Here is a 16,668-nt window from a genome sequence, read left to right on the forward strand (position 1 = left end):
CCGGGCATCTAGGTCTTGGCTTCCGCACAAGAAAGACGTGGATGGCCGGGCGCAGGCGAGCGGAAGCGACGCCGTTCTTCGAACGGCTATGCCCGGCCATGACGAGTCTTGTGGCCACTACGGCAGCGCGACCGGCGTCAGCGTGAACGGGCCGGGGTCCTTCCCCTTGTTGTCGCCGATGATGTAGGACAGCTTGCCTTCGGCGATCCAGCCAGTGCCGCCGATCGCGGTCACCGAAACTGGCTCGGCGAGGCCGTCCTTGATGGTGTCGATCTCGGCCTGGTCGCCCTTGACAGTGACCTTGTCGAGCTTGCCGTTGCCTTCGATCAGCAGCAGGCCGCCGCCATGGGCACGCAGCGCGTCGGCATGGTCGAGCGGCCGCGACGGCTTCAGCTCGGTCACCGCGCCGGCCTTGCCGTCCTTCATCTCGATCTTGAACAGCTTTGCCGGAATGAAGGTCGTGACATAGAGGTTGCCGTCGGCGCCGATCGCGATGCCGTCGAGCCCGACGCCGTCCTTGGCCGGCGCGAGCTGCGGGTCGGTGGCGAAGGTCGCGAGCGCCGTGCCGCTCGGCTTCAGGCTGTAGACGATCGGCGTGAAGGAATCGCTGACATAGGCGGTGCCGTCGGCGCCGACCACGATGTCGTTGCAAAGCGATTTCGGATCGCTTAGGGCAAAGCTGCCCTTCGGCGCACCGCTCTTGAGATCGAAGGTTTTTAGCCAGGCGCCCTTGGTCTCGCTGGGACCTGCGACACCGAAGCCAGAGATGTCGTTGGAGCAGACATAGAGCGTTCCACTTTTCTCGTCGGCGAGCACGCCGAGCGTCGAGCGGCTGTCGCCGGCACCGGGCTTGACCAGCTGCTCGGCCTTGCCGCCCGCGATCTTCGTCACACCGCCCTGATTGAAGCTGCCGACGTAAAGCGTGCCGTCGGAGGTCGAGGTCACGCTCTCCGGGAAACTCTTGTCGGGCACGCCGACCGGAGCCGTTTCGGCGCGGGCTGCGCCGGCCGCGCCGAGGGCGAGGATGATGGCCGTCGCGCTGAGCAGCGATGCGCGGCGGATATTGAGCGAGTCTCCCTTCGCGCGCGGGCATGCCGCTTCGCCATTGTTCTTTATCATCATCGCGTTTCCTCAATGAGCCTGGTTGGACCAGGCAGGAGTTCTTTAGGCGATCGTCTCCGGTCGATGCTTATTGGTTGCAGGGTTCCCGACCGGATTTGTTCACCCGCCTGCCTTGTCGCTTTCGATATATACGATAGTATATAGCGCAAGGGAAGCTGCGGAGAGGGAAGCCGCGATGGCGGGAGGGCGCGTCATGGAACGAGAGTTCGCAGCGCAGCACCGGTGCTTGTGTTGCGACGGCGTCATCGACGGTCTCGCCGACGATGCGGTGATCGGATTCGATGCACGGATCGGCCTGTTCACCGATGAGTGTGCGTTCGTCTGCGACGAATGCACCGCGAGCCTGATCGCGGCCGCAGCAGGGCGCAGGCAGGAGGAGGTTCGGCGGAAGTCGTAAGGCGAGATAATTCCATCCCGTCATTGCGAGCCACCGGGTCGCGCGAACGCGCGCCCGATGACGGGCTCCACGAAGCAATCCATCTATCCGCGAGCGTGTGGATAGATGGATTGCTTCGTCGTTTCACACCTCGCAATGACCGAGGAACCGCGTACTCAGTCCGCAGCGAACGCGTCGTAGACCAGTTTCCGGAACGCCGGTGTGATGCGCTGGCGTTCGTTCTGGGTCTGCTCGAGCATGATGTAGATCATGTCGAGTTTCGGATCGACGCCGAAATAGGTGCCGCTGCCGCTGTCCCATTTCAATTCGCCGATCGAGCCCGGCGGCGGCGGCTTGGCAATGCCGGGATCGGTGCGCACTGCGATGCCGTAGCCATAGCCGAAGCCGTCGCCGGGGAAATACCAGTAATCGCGGCCGACGCCGGAGCCCGGCCCGATATGGTCCGTCGTCATGGTCTTGAAGGCTGTGGGGCTCAGATAGCGCCTGCCGTCGAGCTCACCGCCGTTGAGCAGCATTTGAGCGAAACGTGCATAGTCGAGAATGGTCGAGACCAGGCCGCCGCCGCCGGACTCCCACTCCGGGTGCGCGCGCCGATCGCGCTCGCCGTCGATCAGGATCGTATCCGTCGGCAGCGGCTCGGCGAGCCGCGTCCGTTCGGTCTCCGCATCGAGCACGTATCTGGTGTCGTTCATCTTCATTGGATCGAAGATGCGCTCCTTCTCGAATTGATAGAGCGTCTTGCCCGAGACGATCTCGATGACGCGGCCGAGCACGTCGGTGGAATGGCCATAGCGCCACAGCGTGCCAGGCTGCCGCGACAGCGGCAGCTTGGCCAGCCGCGCGGCGAACTCCTTGTTGTCGAATTGCCCGTCGAACAGATGTCCTTCGTGGTAGATTTTCTGGATCCAGTCGGCGCCGATATATTCGTAGGTGATGCCCGAAGTGTGCCGCATCAGATCCTCGATGGTGACCGGGCGGATCGGCGGCACTAGCTCCACCTTGGCCGGATCGTTTCCGCCATCGGGTTCGATCGCGACCTTCACGTCGGCGAACGCCGGGATGTATTTCGACAATGGGTCCTGCGGCGACAATTTGCCTTCGTCGACCAGCATCATCGCGGCGGTGTTGGTGATCGGCTTGGTCATCGAATGCAGCGCAAACATCGTATCCGGCCGCATCGGCGATTTGGTCGTGACGTCGCGATAGTCGAAGGCTTTCAGATAGACCTGCTTGCCGTGCTGCTGGATCAGGATGACGGCGCCGGGAATTTTTCCGGTCGCAACTTCGTTGTTGAAGAATGCGGTGATGCGTTCGAGCTTCTCCGGCGACGGGGCAGGGGCATCGGCGGCGCGCGCCGCGCCTGATGTGACAAGCGCAAGACAGCCCATTGCAAGACACAAATTCGCGGTCACTGCCTTCCGAAGCGTCCGCACGTCAATGTGGACTGCCCGATCATACCCGCATGACATTGAAAAAGCCTGCCCCTGCCTGATGCCTTGAACGCCGGCGTTTTGGCACGAGCGCTCCCGCGCATCATAATCATTTTCGGGCGAGTTTATTCCCTGACGATGATCGAAATTTACACAATTTGCGTGGCGCCGACTGGCGTGCGCACCGCATTCGACAGCACCTGCAGCGCCTGGCTCAGTTCGGCGCGGTTGCGCGCGGCGCCGAGCGACACGCGCAGGCCGCGCGGCGCCGCATTGCCCACCGCAAAGGCATCTTCGCCGACCACGGCGAGGCCGTTGCGCATCAGATGCGACAGCAGGTCGGTGCCGTCGAAATGCTTTGAGAGCGGTATCCAGAGATGATGGCTCGCCGGCCGCGCCGCATAGGCGACGCCCTTAAGGAAGCGGCCGGCAAGCTGCTGGCGCGCCGCTGCCTCGTTGCGGATGGCGCGGATGACCTCGGTGGCGACGCCGGAGCGCAGCCATTGCGTGACCAGCGCGACCATCAGCGATGGCGGCATCTGCATGGTGGCCTGCATGCTGGCGCGCATGCGCTGTTCGGCGGCGGCGTCGGGCGCGACGAGATAGGCGACGCGCAATGCGGGCGCGATGCATTTCGCGATGCTGGCGGCAAGGTAGGTGCGCTCCGGAATTAGCGTAGCGATCGGCGCCACTTGCGGTTCGAGCGGGCCGTAGACGTCGTCCTCGATCAGGACGCAGCCGCGCTTGCTGATGATGTCGGCGATCGCCTTGCGCCTGATAGCGCTCATCGTCGCCGTGGTCGGGTTCTGCTGCGTCGGCACCAGATAGACCGCCTTCGGTCTGTGCTTGCGGCAGGCGTCGTCGAGTGCGTCGGGCCTCGCGCCTTCGTTGTCCATCGCGACGCCGACCAGGCGGACATCGAGCCGCGCCGCCGCGGCCTTGATGCCGGGAAACGTCAACGCCTCGGTCAGCACGATGTCCCCGGGCGACGTCAGCGCCAGCAAGGCGTTGAAGATGATCGCCTGCGATCCCGGATAGATCACGATGCGGTCGACCGATGCGCTCGGTACGCGCGGCTGCAACCACGCGGCGCCGGCGTCGCGCTCCTCAGTCGTGCCGCCGGGACGCGCATAGCCGAGATAGGCGGAAAACCCGGCCTCGGAGCGGATGGTCGCAAGTCCCTGTGCGATGCGCAGGTCGAGATTGGCCTCGACCGGTTGCGGCGGCAGGTTCATCGACAGGTCGATGTTGACGGGCGCGGGCAGGTCGGACGCCGCACGCGCGGTCGTCTCCGAGACGAAGGTGCCCTGGCCGACGCGGGCGTCGAGCAGTCCGCGTCGCCGTGCCTCGCCATAGGCGCGCGTCACCGTGGTGAGATCGATGTCGAGCGCGGTCGCCAGCGCGCGGTGGGTCGGCAGCCGCTGGCCGCGCACCAGCCGGCCGCTGGCGATATCGGCGGCGAGCGCATCGACGATGCGCAGGAACATCGGGCCGTGCCATTCCGAAACTGTAGGGATCCAATCCATGCAATCTGGCGCTTTGTCTTTGATTGTATGCCTTCGAATACATATTGTATGGATCATCAGATCAGGTCAAGGACAACGACAATGACCGAGACGGTTTCCCTGCCAAAGGCGATGTGGCGCGGCTTCACCATGAAGTGCCCGAACTGCGGGCGCGGCCATCTGTTCGGCCGCTTCCTCAAGGTGGCGGATCATTGCGAGGTGTGTGGCGAGGATTTCACCCCGCAGCGCGCGGATGATTTCCCGGCCTATCTCGTGATCGTCGTGGTCGGCCACGTCGTGGTGCCGGCGCTGCTGTGGCTGGAGATGAACTACGCGCCGCCGGCCTGGCTGCAGCTCGCAATCTGGCTGCCGTTCACGCTGTTCAGCGCACTCGGGCTGCTGCAGCCGACCAAGGGTGCGATCGTCGGTTTGCAATGGCAGCTCGGAATGGAAGGGTTTGCGACGTCGCGGCGGCGAGTGGATACCAGCCGACAATTGCTCGACTTGCACCGACAGGTTTGAGTCTGCAACGCGACAGGGGATTCCGATGGGTTCACAGCATGGACAGCTGATCTCGCGCCGCCACTTCTGTCTTTGCTGCACAAGCGCAGCTCTGGCCGCCACCAGTGGTTGGCTCACACCGCGCCAAGCCTACGCGGAGGCGCGTGGGCTCGTTACCCTCATTAAGGACAGTGCGGCAGCTTCGCCAATAACCACACACAAGTTGCGCGGAAACGTGACTGTACTCGAGGGCTCCGGCGGCAACATTGCCGTGTTGTCAGACCCAGACGGGAAGTTGCTTGTCGACGCAGGAATTAGTGTCTCTCGGCCGCAGCTCAGCAAAGCACTGTCCGGTCTAGGCCCCGATCCCGTGACACACTTGATCAACACTCATTGGCACTTCGATCACGCCAGCGGAAACGATTGGCTGCACTCGGTCGGCGCCAAGATCATTGCCCACGAGAACACCCGCAAACATCTTTCCGAGGTTCAGCGAGTGGAAGACTGGGACTACAATTTCCTGCCGTCACCGGCTGGCGCGATACCCAGTGAGGTCATTAGCGCAAACCACGCATTCAAATTCAACGGGGCATCCATCGAGTTGAAGCCTTACAAGCCCGCCCACACGGATGGCGATCTGTCGGTCACGTTCGGGGAAGCCGATATACTTCACGTAGGCGACACGTACTGGAACGGAATTTACCCCTTCATCGACTATTCGACGGGCGGGAGCATCGATGGAATGATTGCCGCATCGGACGCAAACCTGGGCATGGCAACGGAAAACACCGTGATCATTCCTGGACACGGAAAGCCGATCAGCAATAGATCGGAGCTCAGGGCTTTTCGCGACATGCTTGTCGACGTCAGAAACAATGTCGCGGCGTTGAAGAAGGAAGGCCGTAGTCTGGAAGAGACGGTCGCTGCCAAACCGACGGCCGCTTACGACGAAAAGTGGGGCCGGTTCGTGATCGATCCGCCCTTCTTCACAAGGCTCGTCTACGACGGTGTGTGATGATGCGGCCGGAACATCCGGCCCTTTTCCGTTACCAGCACCACGGCGAGCGCGGCCAGCGTGCAGAGGAAGAAGCCGGTCGCGAACGGCAGCAAGGTGCCGTCGTAATCCTGGCCGATCGTGGTGCCGATGCCGATCCCGAGCAGGGTGGTGATGGTGCCGTAGAGCGACGACGCAGTGCCGGCAATCTTGCCCTGCGGCTCCATCGCGAGCGCGGTGAAGTTCGCCATCATCAGCCCGAACGCGAACATCATCAGGCCGGCCAGCACCATGAACAGCGGCAGGGACAGCGTGTCGGTCTTTACCGCGAGCAGCAGCGCGCCGGCGACGACGGCAAAGCCGGTCAGCGCGGCGTGCGAGATCACCCGCATGCCGATGCGGCCGACGATGCGCGAATTGAGAAAGCCGGCGATCGCGACGCCGACCGCGCAAGCCGCGAAGGCAACCGGGAAGTAATGGCCGAGCTTGAAGACCTCGGTGAAGATCTGCTGCGAGGAGAACACGAAGGCGAACAGCGAGCCCTGCACGCCGCCGGCGGCGAGCGCGTAGCCGAGCGTGGTGCGGTTCGTGATGGTCTGGCGGAACGCGGAGAGCACGTCGGGGATCGCCAGCGACTTGCGCAGCTCCAGCGGCAGTGTCTCCGGCATCCGCAGCGCGCTCCAGGCCAGTGCGATCACGCCATAGATCATCAAGAGCACGAAGATGCCGCGCCAGTGCGTCAGCAGCATCACCGCCTGGCCGAATGACGGCGCGATCACGGGCACCGCGATGAACACCATCATCGCCAGCGACATCACGCTCGCCATGCGCCGTCCGGCGTAGCAGTCGCGCACGATCGAGGTTGCGATCACGCGGGTTGCCGCGGTGCCGAGCCCTTGCAGCGCGCGCGCCAGCAGCAGCGTCTCGAACGAGGGCGCCATGATCGCGAGCAGGCCGGCGATGGTGTAGACGGTCATGCCGCCGAGCAGCACCGGGCGGCGGCCGAAACGGTCCGACAGCGGGCCCATCACGAACTGGCCGACGCCGAAGCCGACCAGGAAGATCGACAGCACCATCTGCGGACGGTTGGCGTCGGCGATCTGGAACGCGGAGCGGATGTTCGGCAGCGCCGGCAGCATCATGTCCATCGCCAGCGGGTTCAACGCCATGATGGATGCAATGACGACGACGAATTCGGGAAAGCCCATCGGGCGGTGGCCTGAAGAAACCCAGGCATCGGCATTGATGTCAGACACTTAGCAACCTCTTGGGAATCTTGGCATCGTAGCAATCTTGCTGCGGTGCACAATCGGCGTTTCGGGATGGCTGCCCGCCGATCGCGGGTGAGGTAGCCAGGTCCGGGAACCGGCAATGTTGTCGAATATCGTTGCGAATGCAACTATTTTGCTCGTCCCCGGCAAGAAGCTCTGCTATCCCGGGTCCAACATCCGTGCGGGGCAGGTGCATCGCGGCCGGTCACGCCCGCGTGGACAAGAACGGTATTGGGGAGGCCACATGTCCATCGAACTATCCGCGCGCTCGCGCGGCGCTGAACTGTCGGAGGAGGAGCGCAAGGTCCTCACCGCAACGCTCGTCGGCACCACGATCGAGTGGTACGATTTCTTCGTCTACGCCCAGGCGGCGGGCCTGGTGTTCGGCGCGCTGTTCTTCGCGCCGATGAACGCGAACAATCCGCTGCTGGCGCAGATCGTGTCGTTTGCGACGCTCGGCCTGTCATTCCTGTTCCGCCCGTTAGGGGCCATCGTCTGCGGCCATCTCGGCGATCGCTTCGGGCGCAAGAACATGCTCGTCGTCACGCTGCTGTTGATGGGAGCTGCGACCGCACTGGTCGGCCTGCTGCCGACCTATGCGCAGATCGGCGCCTGGGCGCCGGCACTCCTTATTCTTCTCCGCATCCTGCAGGGCTTCTCGGCCGGCGGCGAGTGGGGCGGCGCGGCGCTGATGGCGGTGGAATCGGCCCCGCGCGACCGGCGCAGCTTCTTCGGCTCGTTTCCGCAGATCGGCACGCCGCTCGGCATGGCGCGTTGTGGGTGCTGACCGCGACGCTCGGCAAGCAGGCGATGATCGAATGGGGCTGGCGGATTCCGTTCCTGCTGTCGATCCTGTTGATCGTGGTCGGCATTGTGATCCGCCGTACCGTCGAGGAATCCCCGGTGTTCAAGGCGATGCAGCGCCGGCACAAGGAATCCTCGGCGCCGCTCAAGGAGCTGATGCGCAATCACAGCAGGGAAATCCTGCGCACCGCGTTGATCTTCATGGCCAACAATGCGGCCGGCTACATCCTGATCGCGTTCATCATCAGCTACGGCACCAACACGCTGAAGATGCCGTCGGAGCAGTTGCTGCTGATCGGTACGCTGGCCGCGGTGAGCTGGTTCATCTTCACGCTGCTCGGCGGCATCCTCGGCGACAAAATCGGCCGCGTGCGCTGCTTCCAGATCGGCTACACCCTGATGGTGCTGTGGGCCGTGCCGATGTGGTTTTTGATCGACAGCAAGAACCTGCTGCTGTTCTTCATCAGCGCCGTCGGCCTCACCATCGCGCTGGGTCTATCCTATGGCCCGCAGGCGGCGCTTTATGCCGAGCTGTTTCCGGCCAAGGTGCGCTACTCCGGCGTCTCGATCGGCTACGCGCTTGGCGCCATCTTCGGCGGCGCCTTCGCGCCGATGATCGCGCAATGGATCATCGGCACCTACGGCGAGTCCTGGCGCGTCGGCGTCTATATCGGGGGGCTGGCGCTGATCTCGCTGATCACGGTGTCGACGATCAAGGATCCGCAAGGCGTCGATTTGAACGTGAGTGACGCGGGCGGGTAGGCAATCACAGCTCTGTAGGGTGGGTTAGCCGAAGGCGTAACCCACCGACTGCTCGACGAGAAGATGGTGGACTACGCTTCGCTAATCCACCCTACGGAGCTACGCAGTCACGCCCAGCATCGCCTTCAGCTTCTTGACCGCGCTGTCGGGTGTCGTCAGCACCTCGCGGCCGGTGGATTCAGCGACGCGTTCGGCTGCGGGTGCCATGCTGTACTGGGCGAGCGCGATCAGATCGCAGTCGCGCAAATCCCTGGACGCCTCGACCACGATGCGGTCGTGCTCGGCGCGGTCGCCGCGGTCGAGCGCCGCCAGCGCGCCTTCGGCGAGTTTTGGCACCAGCGTCACCGACGCGGGAAATTCCGGCGGCATCGACGCCAGCGTCGGCGGGAAGGTCGAGAGCAGGCCAATGCGTTTTCCCCTCGCCACCGCCTGCTCGATCATGGCCTCGTTCGGCTTCAGCACCGGCATCGGCGTGTGCTCGCGCGCGACCGCCTCGATGCAGGGCCCGAACGCCGAGCAGGTGAACAGGATGCCGTTGGCGCCGGTGCTGACCGCGTAGCGGCCGATGGTGAGGAAGCGCTCGGTCATGCGCTCGTTAAGCTTGCCGTCGCGCGCGAGATCGGCCGACAGGCTGTCGTCGAGCAGGTTCATCAGCCGCGCCTCCGGCCAATGCTTTGCGAATGACGCCTCGATCGGAACGATCGAATGCTTCAGGGCGTGAATCAGGGTGATGCGCATCGGGTTGTTACCGCCTCTTCTCCTCTCCCTCGCCCCGCCCTTCGCGGGGAGAGGGCAGGGGTGAGGGGCTCTATCGTGGCAACAGGTGTGGGAAGGATAAGCGGAAGCTCCCCCGCACCCGTCATTCAAGCTGCGCTTGAATGACGACCTCTCCCCGCATCCGCCTTCGCCAGGGCTTCGGCGGACAGGGGCGGGGAGAGGTGACTTCGCCTACTTGAACGGGATCGCGTACATTAACCCGCCCTTGCTCCAGGTGGCGTTCAACCCACGCTCGAGCTTCAGCGGACTTGCCTTGCCGACATTGCGCTCGAAAATCTCGCCGTAATTGCCGCCGGCCTTGATCGACGCGACCAGCCATTTGTTGTCGAGGCCGAGCCGCGAACCAAGATCGCCGGAGACGCCGAGCAGGCGCTGGATCGCCGGGGTCTGCGACTTCGTCATCTCGTCGGCATTGGCCTGGGTGACGCCGAGCTCCTCGGCCTCGACCAGGCCGTAATGCAGCCAGGTGATGATGTCGCTCCAGACCTCGTCGCCGTTGCGGGTGAACGGGCCGAGCGGCTCCTTGCTGATGGTCTGCGGCAGCACGACGTAATCGTCGGCCTTCGGCGCAGCGGTTGCGACCGCGCCGGCGAGCGCGGAGGCGTCCTGGGTCATGGCATCGCAGCGGCCGCCGAAGAAGGCCTGGTACATGGTGTCGGGCCGGTCGAACACCAGCGGCTTCCAGTCGATGCTGTTGGCGCGGCCGTAGTCGCCGAGCGTCACCTCATGCGTGGTGCCCTGCGCAACGCAGACCGTGGCGCCCTTGAGGTCCTTCACCTCCTTCACGCCGAGGTCCTTCTTCACCACAAAGCCCTGGCCGTCGTAGAAATTGACCGGGCCCTGGCGCAGCCCGAGCGTGGTGCCGCGCAGGTAGGTCTGCGTCGAGTTGCGGTAGAGCACGTCGATCTCGCCGGATTGCAGCGCGGTGAAGCGGTTCTGTGCGGTCAGCGCCACAAAGCGCACCTTGGCGGGATCGCTGAGCACGCCGGCGGCAAGCGCGCGGCAATAGTCGACGTCGAGGCCCTTGAAGTTGCCCTGCGAGTCCGGCGCCGAGAAACCGGCAAAGCCGGTCGAGACGCCGCACACCAGCGTGCCGCGCTGCTTGACGGTGTCGAGCGTCGCCGCGCTTGCGCCCGTGATGCCTGCGGCGAGAACGGTTGCAGTGATCAATCCTCTGTACATCTTACTCCTCCCTCCTGTTTGAGCATGATCCATGCGCAAACGCTTCGCGTTTGTCGCGGGAAAACCGGTGCCCACTTTTCCGGATCATGCTCCGTGACCGACATCTTTCAACGCGCTGTCTACCGCAGCCCCTAACCTTTCGACGATCATGTCGATGTCGCCGGGCGTTGCGATATAGGGCGGGGCGAGCAGCACGTGGTCGCCGCGCTGGCCGTCGGCGGTGCCGCCCGAGGGATAGCAGCCGAGGCCACCGGCGAAGGCCGCAGACTTGATCCGCTGATGCAGCTTCAGCTTGGGATCGAACGGCTGCCGTGTGCCGCGGTCCGCGACCAGCTCGATCGCCCAGAACAGGCCGCGGCCCCTGATGTCGCCGATATGGCGATGATTGCCGAAACGTTCGACGAGGCGTTGCTCGAGCTGCCTGCCGCGCGCCTTGACCTGGTCGAGCAGCTTTTCCTCAGCAATCGTCTTCTGCACCTCGAGCGCGGCGGCGCAGGCGAGCGGATGCGCCAGATAAGTGTGGCCATGCTGGAACGCGCCGGAGCCGTCGCGCACGGTGTCGACGATGGTGCCGCTCGCAAGCATCGCGCCGATCGGCTGATAGCCGCCACCGAGACCCTTGGCGACCGCCTGGATGTCGGGCGAGATGCCTTCCTGCTCCCACGCATGCAGCGTGCCGGTGCGGCCCATGCCGCACATCACCTCGTCGAGGATCAACAGCGCGCCGTGGCGGTTGCAGATCTCGCGCACCGCCTTGAAGTAGCCCTCGGGGGCCGGCACGCAGCCGGCGGTGGCGCCGACCACGGGCTCGGCGATGAAGGCTGCGACGGTGTCGGGGCCGAGCCGCTGGAATTCGGCCTCGAGTTCGGCGGCGAGCCGGCCGACGAACGCGGCCTCCGACTCATCGTCGCGCTGCTCGTGATAGGCGAAAGCGGGCGTGACATGGCTGAACGACGGCGACAGCAGCGGCGCGTAGGGCTCGCGGCGCCAGGCATTGCCGCCGGCCGACAGCGCGCCGAGCGTGTTGCCGTGATAGCTCTGGCGGCGTGCGATGAAGCGGGCGCGCTTCGGCTCGCCGCGCTCGATAAAATATTGCCGCGCCAGCTTGATCGAGGCCTCGATCGCCTCCGATCCGCCGCTGACGAAATAGACGTAAGAGAGACCGCCGGGCTCATGGCCGACCAGCCGCTCGGCGAGCTCTTCCGCCGGCGCGGAGGAGAAGAAGCCGGTATGGGCATAGGCGAGGGTCGAGGCCTGCTTGGCGATCGCGGCGAGAATGCGCGGATGCTGATGGCCGAGACAGGAGACCGCGGCGCCGCCGGACGAGTCGAGAATACGGCGGCCATCCTCCGCGATCAGAAACACGCCGTCGCCGCCGATTGCTTTCGGCGGGGTCTCGCGCAGGCTGCGATGCATCACGCGGCTCTTGGGGGCGGCCATGACACTCATCCTTTCTCGGCAAAATATTGCGACATTTCGGCAAGCCGGCCCTCGGTCTCCTCCAGCTTGCGTTTTGCCCCTGCGCCGCCCAGCGTGAAGCTGACGGCGGCGAGCGACTGCGCCACCGCGATCGCGCCGGTAAGGCTCGGGAAGAAGCCGGGCGAGGCGGCGGCCTCGAACAGCAAAAGATGATCGGCGCCTTCTGCCATCGGTGCGCTGATGGTATCGGCGATCGCGATCAGCGTGGCGCGCGCCTGATGCGCTGCGCGCGCGGTCTCGACGCTTATCAGCGTGTAGGGCGCAAAGCCGATCACGACCACGGCGTCATCGGCGCGGAAGGCGCCATGGTCGAGATCGAACGGGCCGGAACCGCCGACCAGCTGCACGGCGTCGGGGCGGAACAGGCGAAGCTGATAGGTCAGGAGTTCCGCGACGCTGCGGCAGCTGCGAAAGCCCGTGATCCAGATCCGGTTGGCCGCATGCAGCGCGCGCGCGGCGTCCGCAATCGCACTCGCGGAAATGCGCGCAAGTCCCGCCGCTTCCGCCTCCAACTTGTCGTGCACCAGCCGGACATCGGCATTCGGCCCGGCGCGGCGGCTTTTGGCGCGGCCGGAGAACGGCGAACCCTGCGCCGGCCGTCGCGCCTCGGTGAGCGCGGCGCGCAATTCGTCCCAGCCGGAATAGCCGAGCGCCTTGGCAAGACGGGTGAAGGAGGCGGGGTCCGCGCCCGCGACGGATGCGAGATCGCGCATCGAGCGGGTGGTGGCGTCGTAGTCGTTGGCTGCGACAAACCGCCCGACCTCCTGCAACCGCATTGGCAGCGATGGCAGCGCGCTGCACAATTCGTTCAGGGGCGATGGTTTCGGCTGAGCCTGGGCCATGAAACATATGTTGCATGAATCCAGATTTGGTGCAACATATGAAGTGCGCAGCCCCGAATACGCTCTTGCGCATGGCAGAAGATCGCTTCTCAGAGGATCCTGTGCTGTGACGACATCGACGCCGAAACGCCCTCCCACACGTCCCTGGCAGCTTTCGCTCGGCGATCCCCGCGTCGCCGGCCTGTTCTGGCAGATCCTGGTGGTCGCCATCGCGGTCGCCATCGTCGCCTTCCTGTGGTCGAACGCGCTGCATAATCTCTCGGTGCGCCGCATCTCGACCGGCTTCGCCTTCCTCGGCCGTGAGGCCGGCATGCCGATCGCCGACAGCTGGATCGACTACACGCCGAAGAACAATTATCTGCGCGCCTTCATCGTCGGCGTCGTCAACACGCTGCGCGTCGCGGTGATCGGCATCGTGCTTGCGACCGTGATCGGTACGCTGGTCGGCATCGCGCGGCTGTCGTCGAACTGGCTGCTGGCGCGGCTCGCCGCTGTCTATGTCGAGGTGCTGCGCGACCTGCCGCTCTTGCTGCAGCTGCTGTTCTGGTACGTGCTGATGCAGGGCCTGCCGGCGGCGCGCCAGGCGTGGAAGCCGGTCGAGGGCGTCTATCTCTCCAATCGCGGCCTGATCCTGCCGTCGGTCCCGCTGCACGAGGCCAATCTGTGGACGATCCTCGCGGTCGTCACCGGCCTCGTCGTGTTCTATCTCGTCCGGCGCCGCCTGATCGCGCAGCAGATGCAGGACGGCAAGGCGCGGCCGGCCTTGCCTTACGCGCTCGGCCTCGTCGTCGCGCTGCCGGCGCTGCTGTCGTGGCTTCTGGGCGCGAGCTGGAGCATCACGCTGCCGGAGTTGCGCGGCTTCAATTTCGTCGGCGGGCTGACTTTGGCGCCGGAATATTTTGCGCTACTGATCGCGCTCGTCACCTACACATCGGCCTTCATCGCCGAGATCGTGCGCAGCGGCATCCAGGCGGTGCCGCGCGGGCAGTCGGATGCCGCCAAAGCGCTCGGGCTGAAGCGCAGTTTTGTCTTGCAACACATCGTGCTGCCGCAGGCGCTGCGCGTCATCATCCCGCCGATGACCAGCCAGTATCTCAACCTGACGAAAAATTCCTCGCTCGCGGTCGCGGTCGGCTACCAGGACATCGTCTCGATCGCCAATACCACGCTGAACCAGACCGGGCAGGCGATCGAGTCGATCGCGCTGATCATGATGGTGTTCCTCACCATCAGCCTTGGTATCAGCCTGTTCATGAACTGGTACAATGCGCGGATCGCGCTGGTGGAGCGCTGACATGAGCTCGGTCGCCCACCTTCCGCAGGATCCGCTTCCGATCGGCCCGCGGCCCGCGCCACGGGCGCTTGGCGGTCAGTTCACCGCGTGGCTGCGCGCCAATCTGTTCCCCTCCATCCCGTCTGGTATCGTGACCCTGCTGCTGCTGTTCGTGCTCGGCAAGGCCTGCATCAGCCTCTGGCAGTGGGGCATTGCGAACGCGGTGTGGATCGTCCCCGGCAACGACAGCAGCGCCTGCCGCGCGCTGCGCGGCGTCGGCGCCTGCTGGGCGGTGATCCCCGAAAAATACCGCTTCGTCCTGTTCGGCACCTATCCGTTCGACGAGCAGTGGCGGCCGGCGCTCGTCGTCGTGATCTTCATCGCGCTGTTCGTGGTCTCGAGCCGCCGCAGTTTTTGGCGCAAGGAGCTGTTCCTGCTGTGGGCCGCGGCGCTGATCGTGATTGGATGCCTGATGTGGGGCGGCTTCCTTGGTCTCAGCTTTGTCACGCAGGACCGCTGGGGCGGGCTGCCGGTGACGCTGATCCTCGCGACCTTCGGGCTCGCCTTCGGCTTCCCGCTCGGGATTCTCGTCGCGCTCGGCCGCCGCTCGAAGCTGCCGGCGATCCGTTCGCTCTGCGTGCTCTATGTCGAATTGATCCGCGGCGTGCCGCTGATCAGCCTGTTGTTCATGGCGAGCGTGATGTTCCCGCTGTTCATGCCCGACGGCGTCAACATCGACAAATTGCTGCGCGCGCAGATCGCCTTCATCCTCTATGCCGGCGCCTATCTCGCCGAAGTGGTGCGCGGCGGCCTCCAGGCGGTGCCGCGCGGGCAGTATGAGGCGGCCGATGCGCTCGGCCTGTCCTATTGGGAGAAGAATGCGCTGATCGTGCTGCCGCAGGCGATCCGCCACGTCATCCCGCCGCTGGTTAACACCTTCATCGCCTTCTTCAAGGACACCAGCCTTGTCCTGATCATCGGCATCTTCGACTTGCTCACGACCGCCAAGACCGCGATCGTCGATCCGGCCTGGCAGGCGTTCAGCGTCGAGGTCTATGTGTTCGTAGGCGTGATCTACTTCGTGTTCTGCTTTGCGATGTCGCGCTACAGCCGCGGCCTTGAGGCGCAGCGCACCTCCGGCTGAGGCCGTGATCACGTTCGAGCGCGAAGCCTCGACCGGATAAGCTTGAGAAAGTGGAAAACATCTCCGTGAGTGCATGAACCCCGGCCGTGGCAACTTGCACTCATGTGGTGCGATCACGCAGCTCATGAGGAGATCGATGCCATGGCGCCCCCGAAACGCTCGCCTCATCCAATCGAGCGACCGCCAAAAGGCATGGCCGTCCCGCGCAATTGGGGATTGATGCAAGGCGGCATTCCCTACCGGCCGCACGGCCCTGTCCGACCGGGAGATACCCGGCCTCAGGAAGACTGGTACACCGTCGCTGAGAAGTTCAGTGTCGGAGTCAAGGAGCTGATCTATTTCAACTTCATGACCGACGACCCCGATGTCGTGAATTGGTACCTCAAACGCTATGTGGGATGCGTTAAAGTTAGCCCCAGCGGCAACAACTGGATGTTCAGCAATTCGGCCAACCCCGGTATCATCTACATCCCGCCCGCCGATCATGATCCGATCGATTTCGAGGCCGAGGATATCTGCGTCTGGACTCCAAACGATGCGAAGACGTTTCTGATGCGCCTGTTTGCGCTTGCGCAGGGCATGAAGGGCTACAAGGGGCAGCGCATCAAGAAGCTTGTGCAAGTGATCCTGAATGCTGGATATCCGGCGTGCCTGGACCTCTGGTACTACAACGATATGGTCATATCGGTGTATGTCGACATCAAGGAAGGCAACGCCAAGCGCCGCGAGATGATCAAGGCGACGCGTGGCGCGTTCCCGTTCAGTGGAGAGTCGGGTGTCTACGGGCAGCAGGGCAGCGAAGAGCGCCATCGCGGCATGTGGCAAATCCATCCGGTCAGAAGCCTGTTCACCGACTCTTGCGGCGCTTTCAATGCTCAGGCCATGAAGGACCGCCTGGAAAGTATCGACGAGGAAATGTACAGGGGCTGGCACGAGCTCGATATGGTATCCGCCAAGTCAAGCCAGGGCGGCGGCAGTGCCTTCGGAGAGATGGTCTGGGACTTCATCAACCATGTGAGACTGTTGTCGGAAGACGAGAAGCACCTTTACTGGGCGTTTTCACAATAGCGGCCCATCGCTCGCCTGCCGCAACCATGCCGGCGCCTGTCTCACCGAAGTCGTGCGCGGCGGATTGCAGGCGGTGCCGCGCGTACCAAACAAGGCGGGAGACGCGCCCGGGCTGTC

16 protein-coding genes are annotated in these 16,668 nt (G+C 64.3%); 8 read left to right on the forward strand and 8 right to left on the reverse strand.

Annotation, left to right across the window (positions count from 1 at the left end):
* Positions 1–117: 117 nt before the first annotated feature.
* A complete protein-coding gene (locus G6P99_RS12390) occupies positions 118–1,122 on the reverse strand; it encodes a hypothetical protein (protein WP_245284697.1) in 1,005 nt (334 codons plus the stop codon).
* A 193-nt stretch (positions 1,123–1,315) separates the two neighbouring features.
* On the opposite strand from G6P99_RS12390, the gene G6P99_RS12395 reads away from it, so the two are divergent.
* Positions 1,316–1,519, forward strand: a complete 204-nt coding sequence (locus G6P99_RS12395) for a hypothetical protein (protein ID WP_156928630.1) — start codon at positions 1,316–1,318, stop codon at positions 1,517–1,519.
* A gap of 155 nt (positions 1,520–1,674) precedes the next feature.
* Here G6P99_RS12395 and G6P99_RS12400 read toward each other — a convergent pair whose 3' ends face one another.
* Positions 1,675–2,907, reverse strand: a complete 1,233-nt coding sequence (locus G6P99_RS12400) for a serine hydrolase domain-containing protein (protein WP_165129341.1) — start codon at positions 2,905–2,907, stop codon at positions 1,675–1,677.
* 191 nt (positions 2,908–3,098) lie between these two features.
* Entirely contained in the window at positions 3,099–4,475 is a 1,377-nt protein-coding gene (locus tag G6P99_RS12405; protein ID WP_029081458.1) for a PLP-dependent aminotransferase family protein, read from the reverse strand.
* A gap of 81 nt (positions 4,476–4,556) precedes the next feature.
* Here G6P99_RS12405 and G6P99_RS12410 point away from each other — a divergent pair, with 81 nt between their 5' ends.
* Positions 4,557–4,976: a DUF983 domain-containing protein gene (locus G6P99_RS12410; RefSeq protein ID WP_051346307.1), complete on the forward strand. Its 420-nt coding sequence runs from the start codon at positions 4,557–4,559 to the stop codon at positions 4,974–4,976.
* A gap of 25 nt (positions 4,977–5,001) precedes the next feature.
* Positions 5,002–5,970 carry an MBL fold metallo-hydrolase gene (locus G6P99_RS12415; protein WP_029081456.1) on the forward strand — a complete coding sequence of 323 codons (969 nt, stop codon included), beginning with the start codon at positions 5,002–5,004 and terminating at the stop codon, positions 5,968–5,970.
* Here G6P99_RS12415 and G6P99_RS12420 read toward each other — a convergent pair.
* Entirely contained in the window at positions 5,955–7,157 is a 1,203-nt protein-coding gene (locus G6P99_RS12420; protein WP_371261178.1) for a multidrug effflux MFS transporter, read from the reverse strand. The two genes, G6P99_RS12415 and G6P99_RS12420, sit on opposite strands and share 16 nt — an antisense overlap.
* Before the next feature lie 307 nt (positions 7,158–7,464).
* On the opposite strand from G6P99_RS12420, the gene G6P99_RS12425 reads away from it, so the two are divergent.
* On the forward strand, positions 7,465–8,007 hold the full coding sequence (locus tag G6P99_RS12425) for an MFS transporter (protein WP_256434656.1): 543 nt from the start codon (positions 7,465–7,467) through the stop codon (positions 8,005–8,007).
* A complete protein-coding gene (locus tag G6P99_RS12430) occupies positions 8,001–8,786 on the forward strand; it encodes an MFS transporter (RefSeq protein ID WP_256434657.1) in 786 nt (261 codons plus the stop codon). Before G6P99_RS12425 ends, G6P99_RS12430 begins: the two co-directional genes overlap by 7 nt.
* Before the next feature lie 99 nt (positions 8,787–8,885).
* Here G6P99_RS12430 and G6P99_RS12435 read toward each other — a convergent pair whose 3' ends face one another.
* The 4 genes from G6P99_RS12435 to G6P99_RS12450 form a co-directional block, all read right to left on the reverse strand.
* The gene (locus G6P99_RS12435; RefSeq protein ID WP_029081453.1) at positions 8,886–9,524 is read right to left on the reverse strand and encodes an aspartate/glutamate racemase family protein; all 639 of its coding nucleotides are present in this window, start codon (positions 9,522–9,524) and stop codon (positions 8,886–8,888) included.
* Between the two features lie 210 nt (positions 9,525–9,734).
* The gene (locus tag G6P99_RS12440; protein WP_035976927.1) at positions 9,735–10,745 is read right to left on the reverse strand and encodes an amino acid ABC transporter substrate-binding protein; all 1,011 of its coding nucleotides are present in this window, start codon (positions 10,743–10,745) and stop codon (positions 9,735–9,737) included.
* Between the two features lie 84 nt (positions 10,746–10,829).
* On the reverse strand, positions 10,830–12,185 hold the full coding sequence (locus tag G6P99_RS12445; RefSeq protein WP_029081451.1) for an aspartate aminotransferase family protein: 1,356 nt from the start codon (positions 12,183–12,185) through the stop codon (positions 10,830–10,832).
* A gap of 5 nt (positions 12,186–12,190) precedes the next feature.
* Complete coding sequence (locus G6P99_RS12450; protein ID WP_029081450.1) at positions 12,191–13,066, reverse strand: MurR/RpiR family transcriptional regulator; 876 nt, start codon at positions 13,064–13,066, stop codon at positions 12,191–12,193.
* Positions 13,067–13,172: 106 nt separating this feature from the next.
* Between G6P99_RS12450 and G6P99_RS12455 the strand changes: the two genes are divergently transcribed.
* The 3 genes from G6P99_RS12455 (at position 13,173) to G6P99_RS12465 (ending at position 16,551) form a co-directional block, all read left to right on the forward strand.
* Positions 13,173–14,360 (forward strand): amino acid ABC transporter permease, encoded by a 1,188-nt coding sequence (locus G6P99_RS12455; protein ID WP_029081449.1) that lies wholly within the window; start codon positions 13,173–13,175, stop codon positions 14,358–14,360.
* A 1-nt stretch (position 14,361) separates the two neighbouring features.
* Entirely contained in the window at positions 14,362–15,483 is a 1,122-nt protein-coding gene (locus tag G6P99_RS12460) for an amino acid ABC transporter permease (RefSeq protein WP_165128289.1), read from the forward strand.
* Positions 15,484–15,624: 141 nt separating this feature from the next.
* Positions 15,625–16,551 (forward strand): hypothetical protein, encoded by a 927-nt coding sequence (locus G6P99_RS12465; RefSeq protein ID WP_156928628.1) that lies wholly within the window; start codon positions 15,625–15,627, stop codon positions 16,549–16,551.
* Positions 16,552–16,668: the final 117 nt, after the last annotated feature.

Origin of the sequence: Bradyrhizobium sp. 6(2017), assembly GCF_011058295.2 — a bacterium.
GTDB classification, from domain to species: domain Bacteria; phylum Pseudomonadota; class Alphaproteobacteria; order Rhizobiales; family Xanthobacteraceae; genus Bradyrhizobium; species Bradyrhizobium septentrionale.

Bases quoted from the DNA above. Each gene is read 5' to 3' on its own strand.
- G6P99_RS12395 (WP_156928630.1), top strand. From the start codon at position 1,316: ATGGAACGAGAGTTCGCAGCGCAGCACCGGTGCTTGTGTTGCGACGGC.
- G6P99_RS12415 (WP_029081456.1), top strand. From the start codon at position 5,002: ATGGGTTCACAGCATGGACAGCTGATCTCGCGCCGCCACTTCTGTCTT.
- G6P99_RS12445 (WP_029081451.1), bottom strand. From the start codon at position 12,185: ATGGCCGCCCCCAAGAGCCGCGTGATGCATCGCAGCCTGCGCGAGACC.
- G6P99_RS12435 (WP_029081453.1), bottom strand. From the start codon at position 9,524: ATGCGCATCACCCTGATTCACGCCCTGAAGCATTCGATCGTTCCGATC.
- G6P99_RS12410 (WP_051346307.1), top strand. From the start codon at position 4,557: ATGACCGAGACGGTTTCCCTGCCAAAGGCGATGTGGCGCGGCTTCACC.
- G6P99_RS12450 (WP_029081450.1), bottom strand. From the start codon at position 13,066: ATGGCCCAGGCTCAGCCGAAACCATCGCCCCTGAACGAATTGTGCAGC.
- G6P99_RS12465 (WP_156928628.1), top strand. From the start codon at position 15,625: ATGGCGCCCCCGAAACGCTCGCCTCATCCAATCGAGCGACCGCCAAAA.
- G6P99_RS12420 (WP_371261178.1), bottom strand. From the start codon at position 7,157: ATGGGCTTTCCCGAATTCGTCGTCGTCATTGCATCCATCATGGCGTTG.
- G6P99_RS12425 (WP_256434656.1), top strand. From the start codon at position 7,465: ATGTCCATCGAACTATCCGCGCGCTCGCGCGGCGCTGAACTGTCGGAG.
- G6P99_RS12440 (WP_035976927.1), bottom strand. From the start codon at position 10,745: ATGTACAGAGGATTGATCACTGCAACCGTTCTCGCCGCAGGCATCACG.
- G6P99_RS12390 (WP_245284697.1), bottom strand. From the start codon at position 1,122: ATGATGATAAAGAACAATGGCGAAGCGGCATGCCCGCGCGCGAAGGGA.
- G6P99_RS12405 (WP_029081458.1), bottom strand. From the start codon at position 4,475: ATGGATTGGATCCCTACAGTTTCGGAATGGCACGGCCCGATGTTCCTG.
- G6P99_RS12460 (WP_165128289.1), top strand. From the start codon at position 14,362: ATGAGCTCGGTCGCCCACCTTCCGCAGGATCCGCTTCCGATCGGCCCG.
- G6P99_RS12400 (WP_165129341.1), bottom strand. From the start codon at position 2,907: ATGGGCTGTCTTGCGCTTGTCACATCAGGCGCGGCGCGCGCCGCCGAT.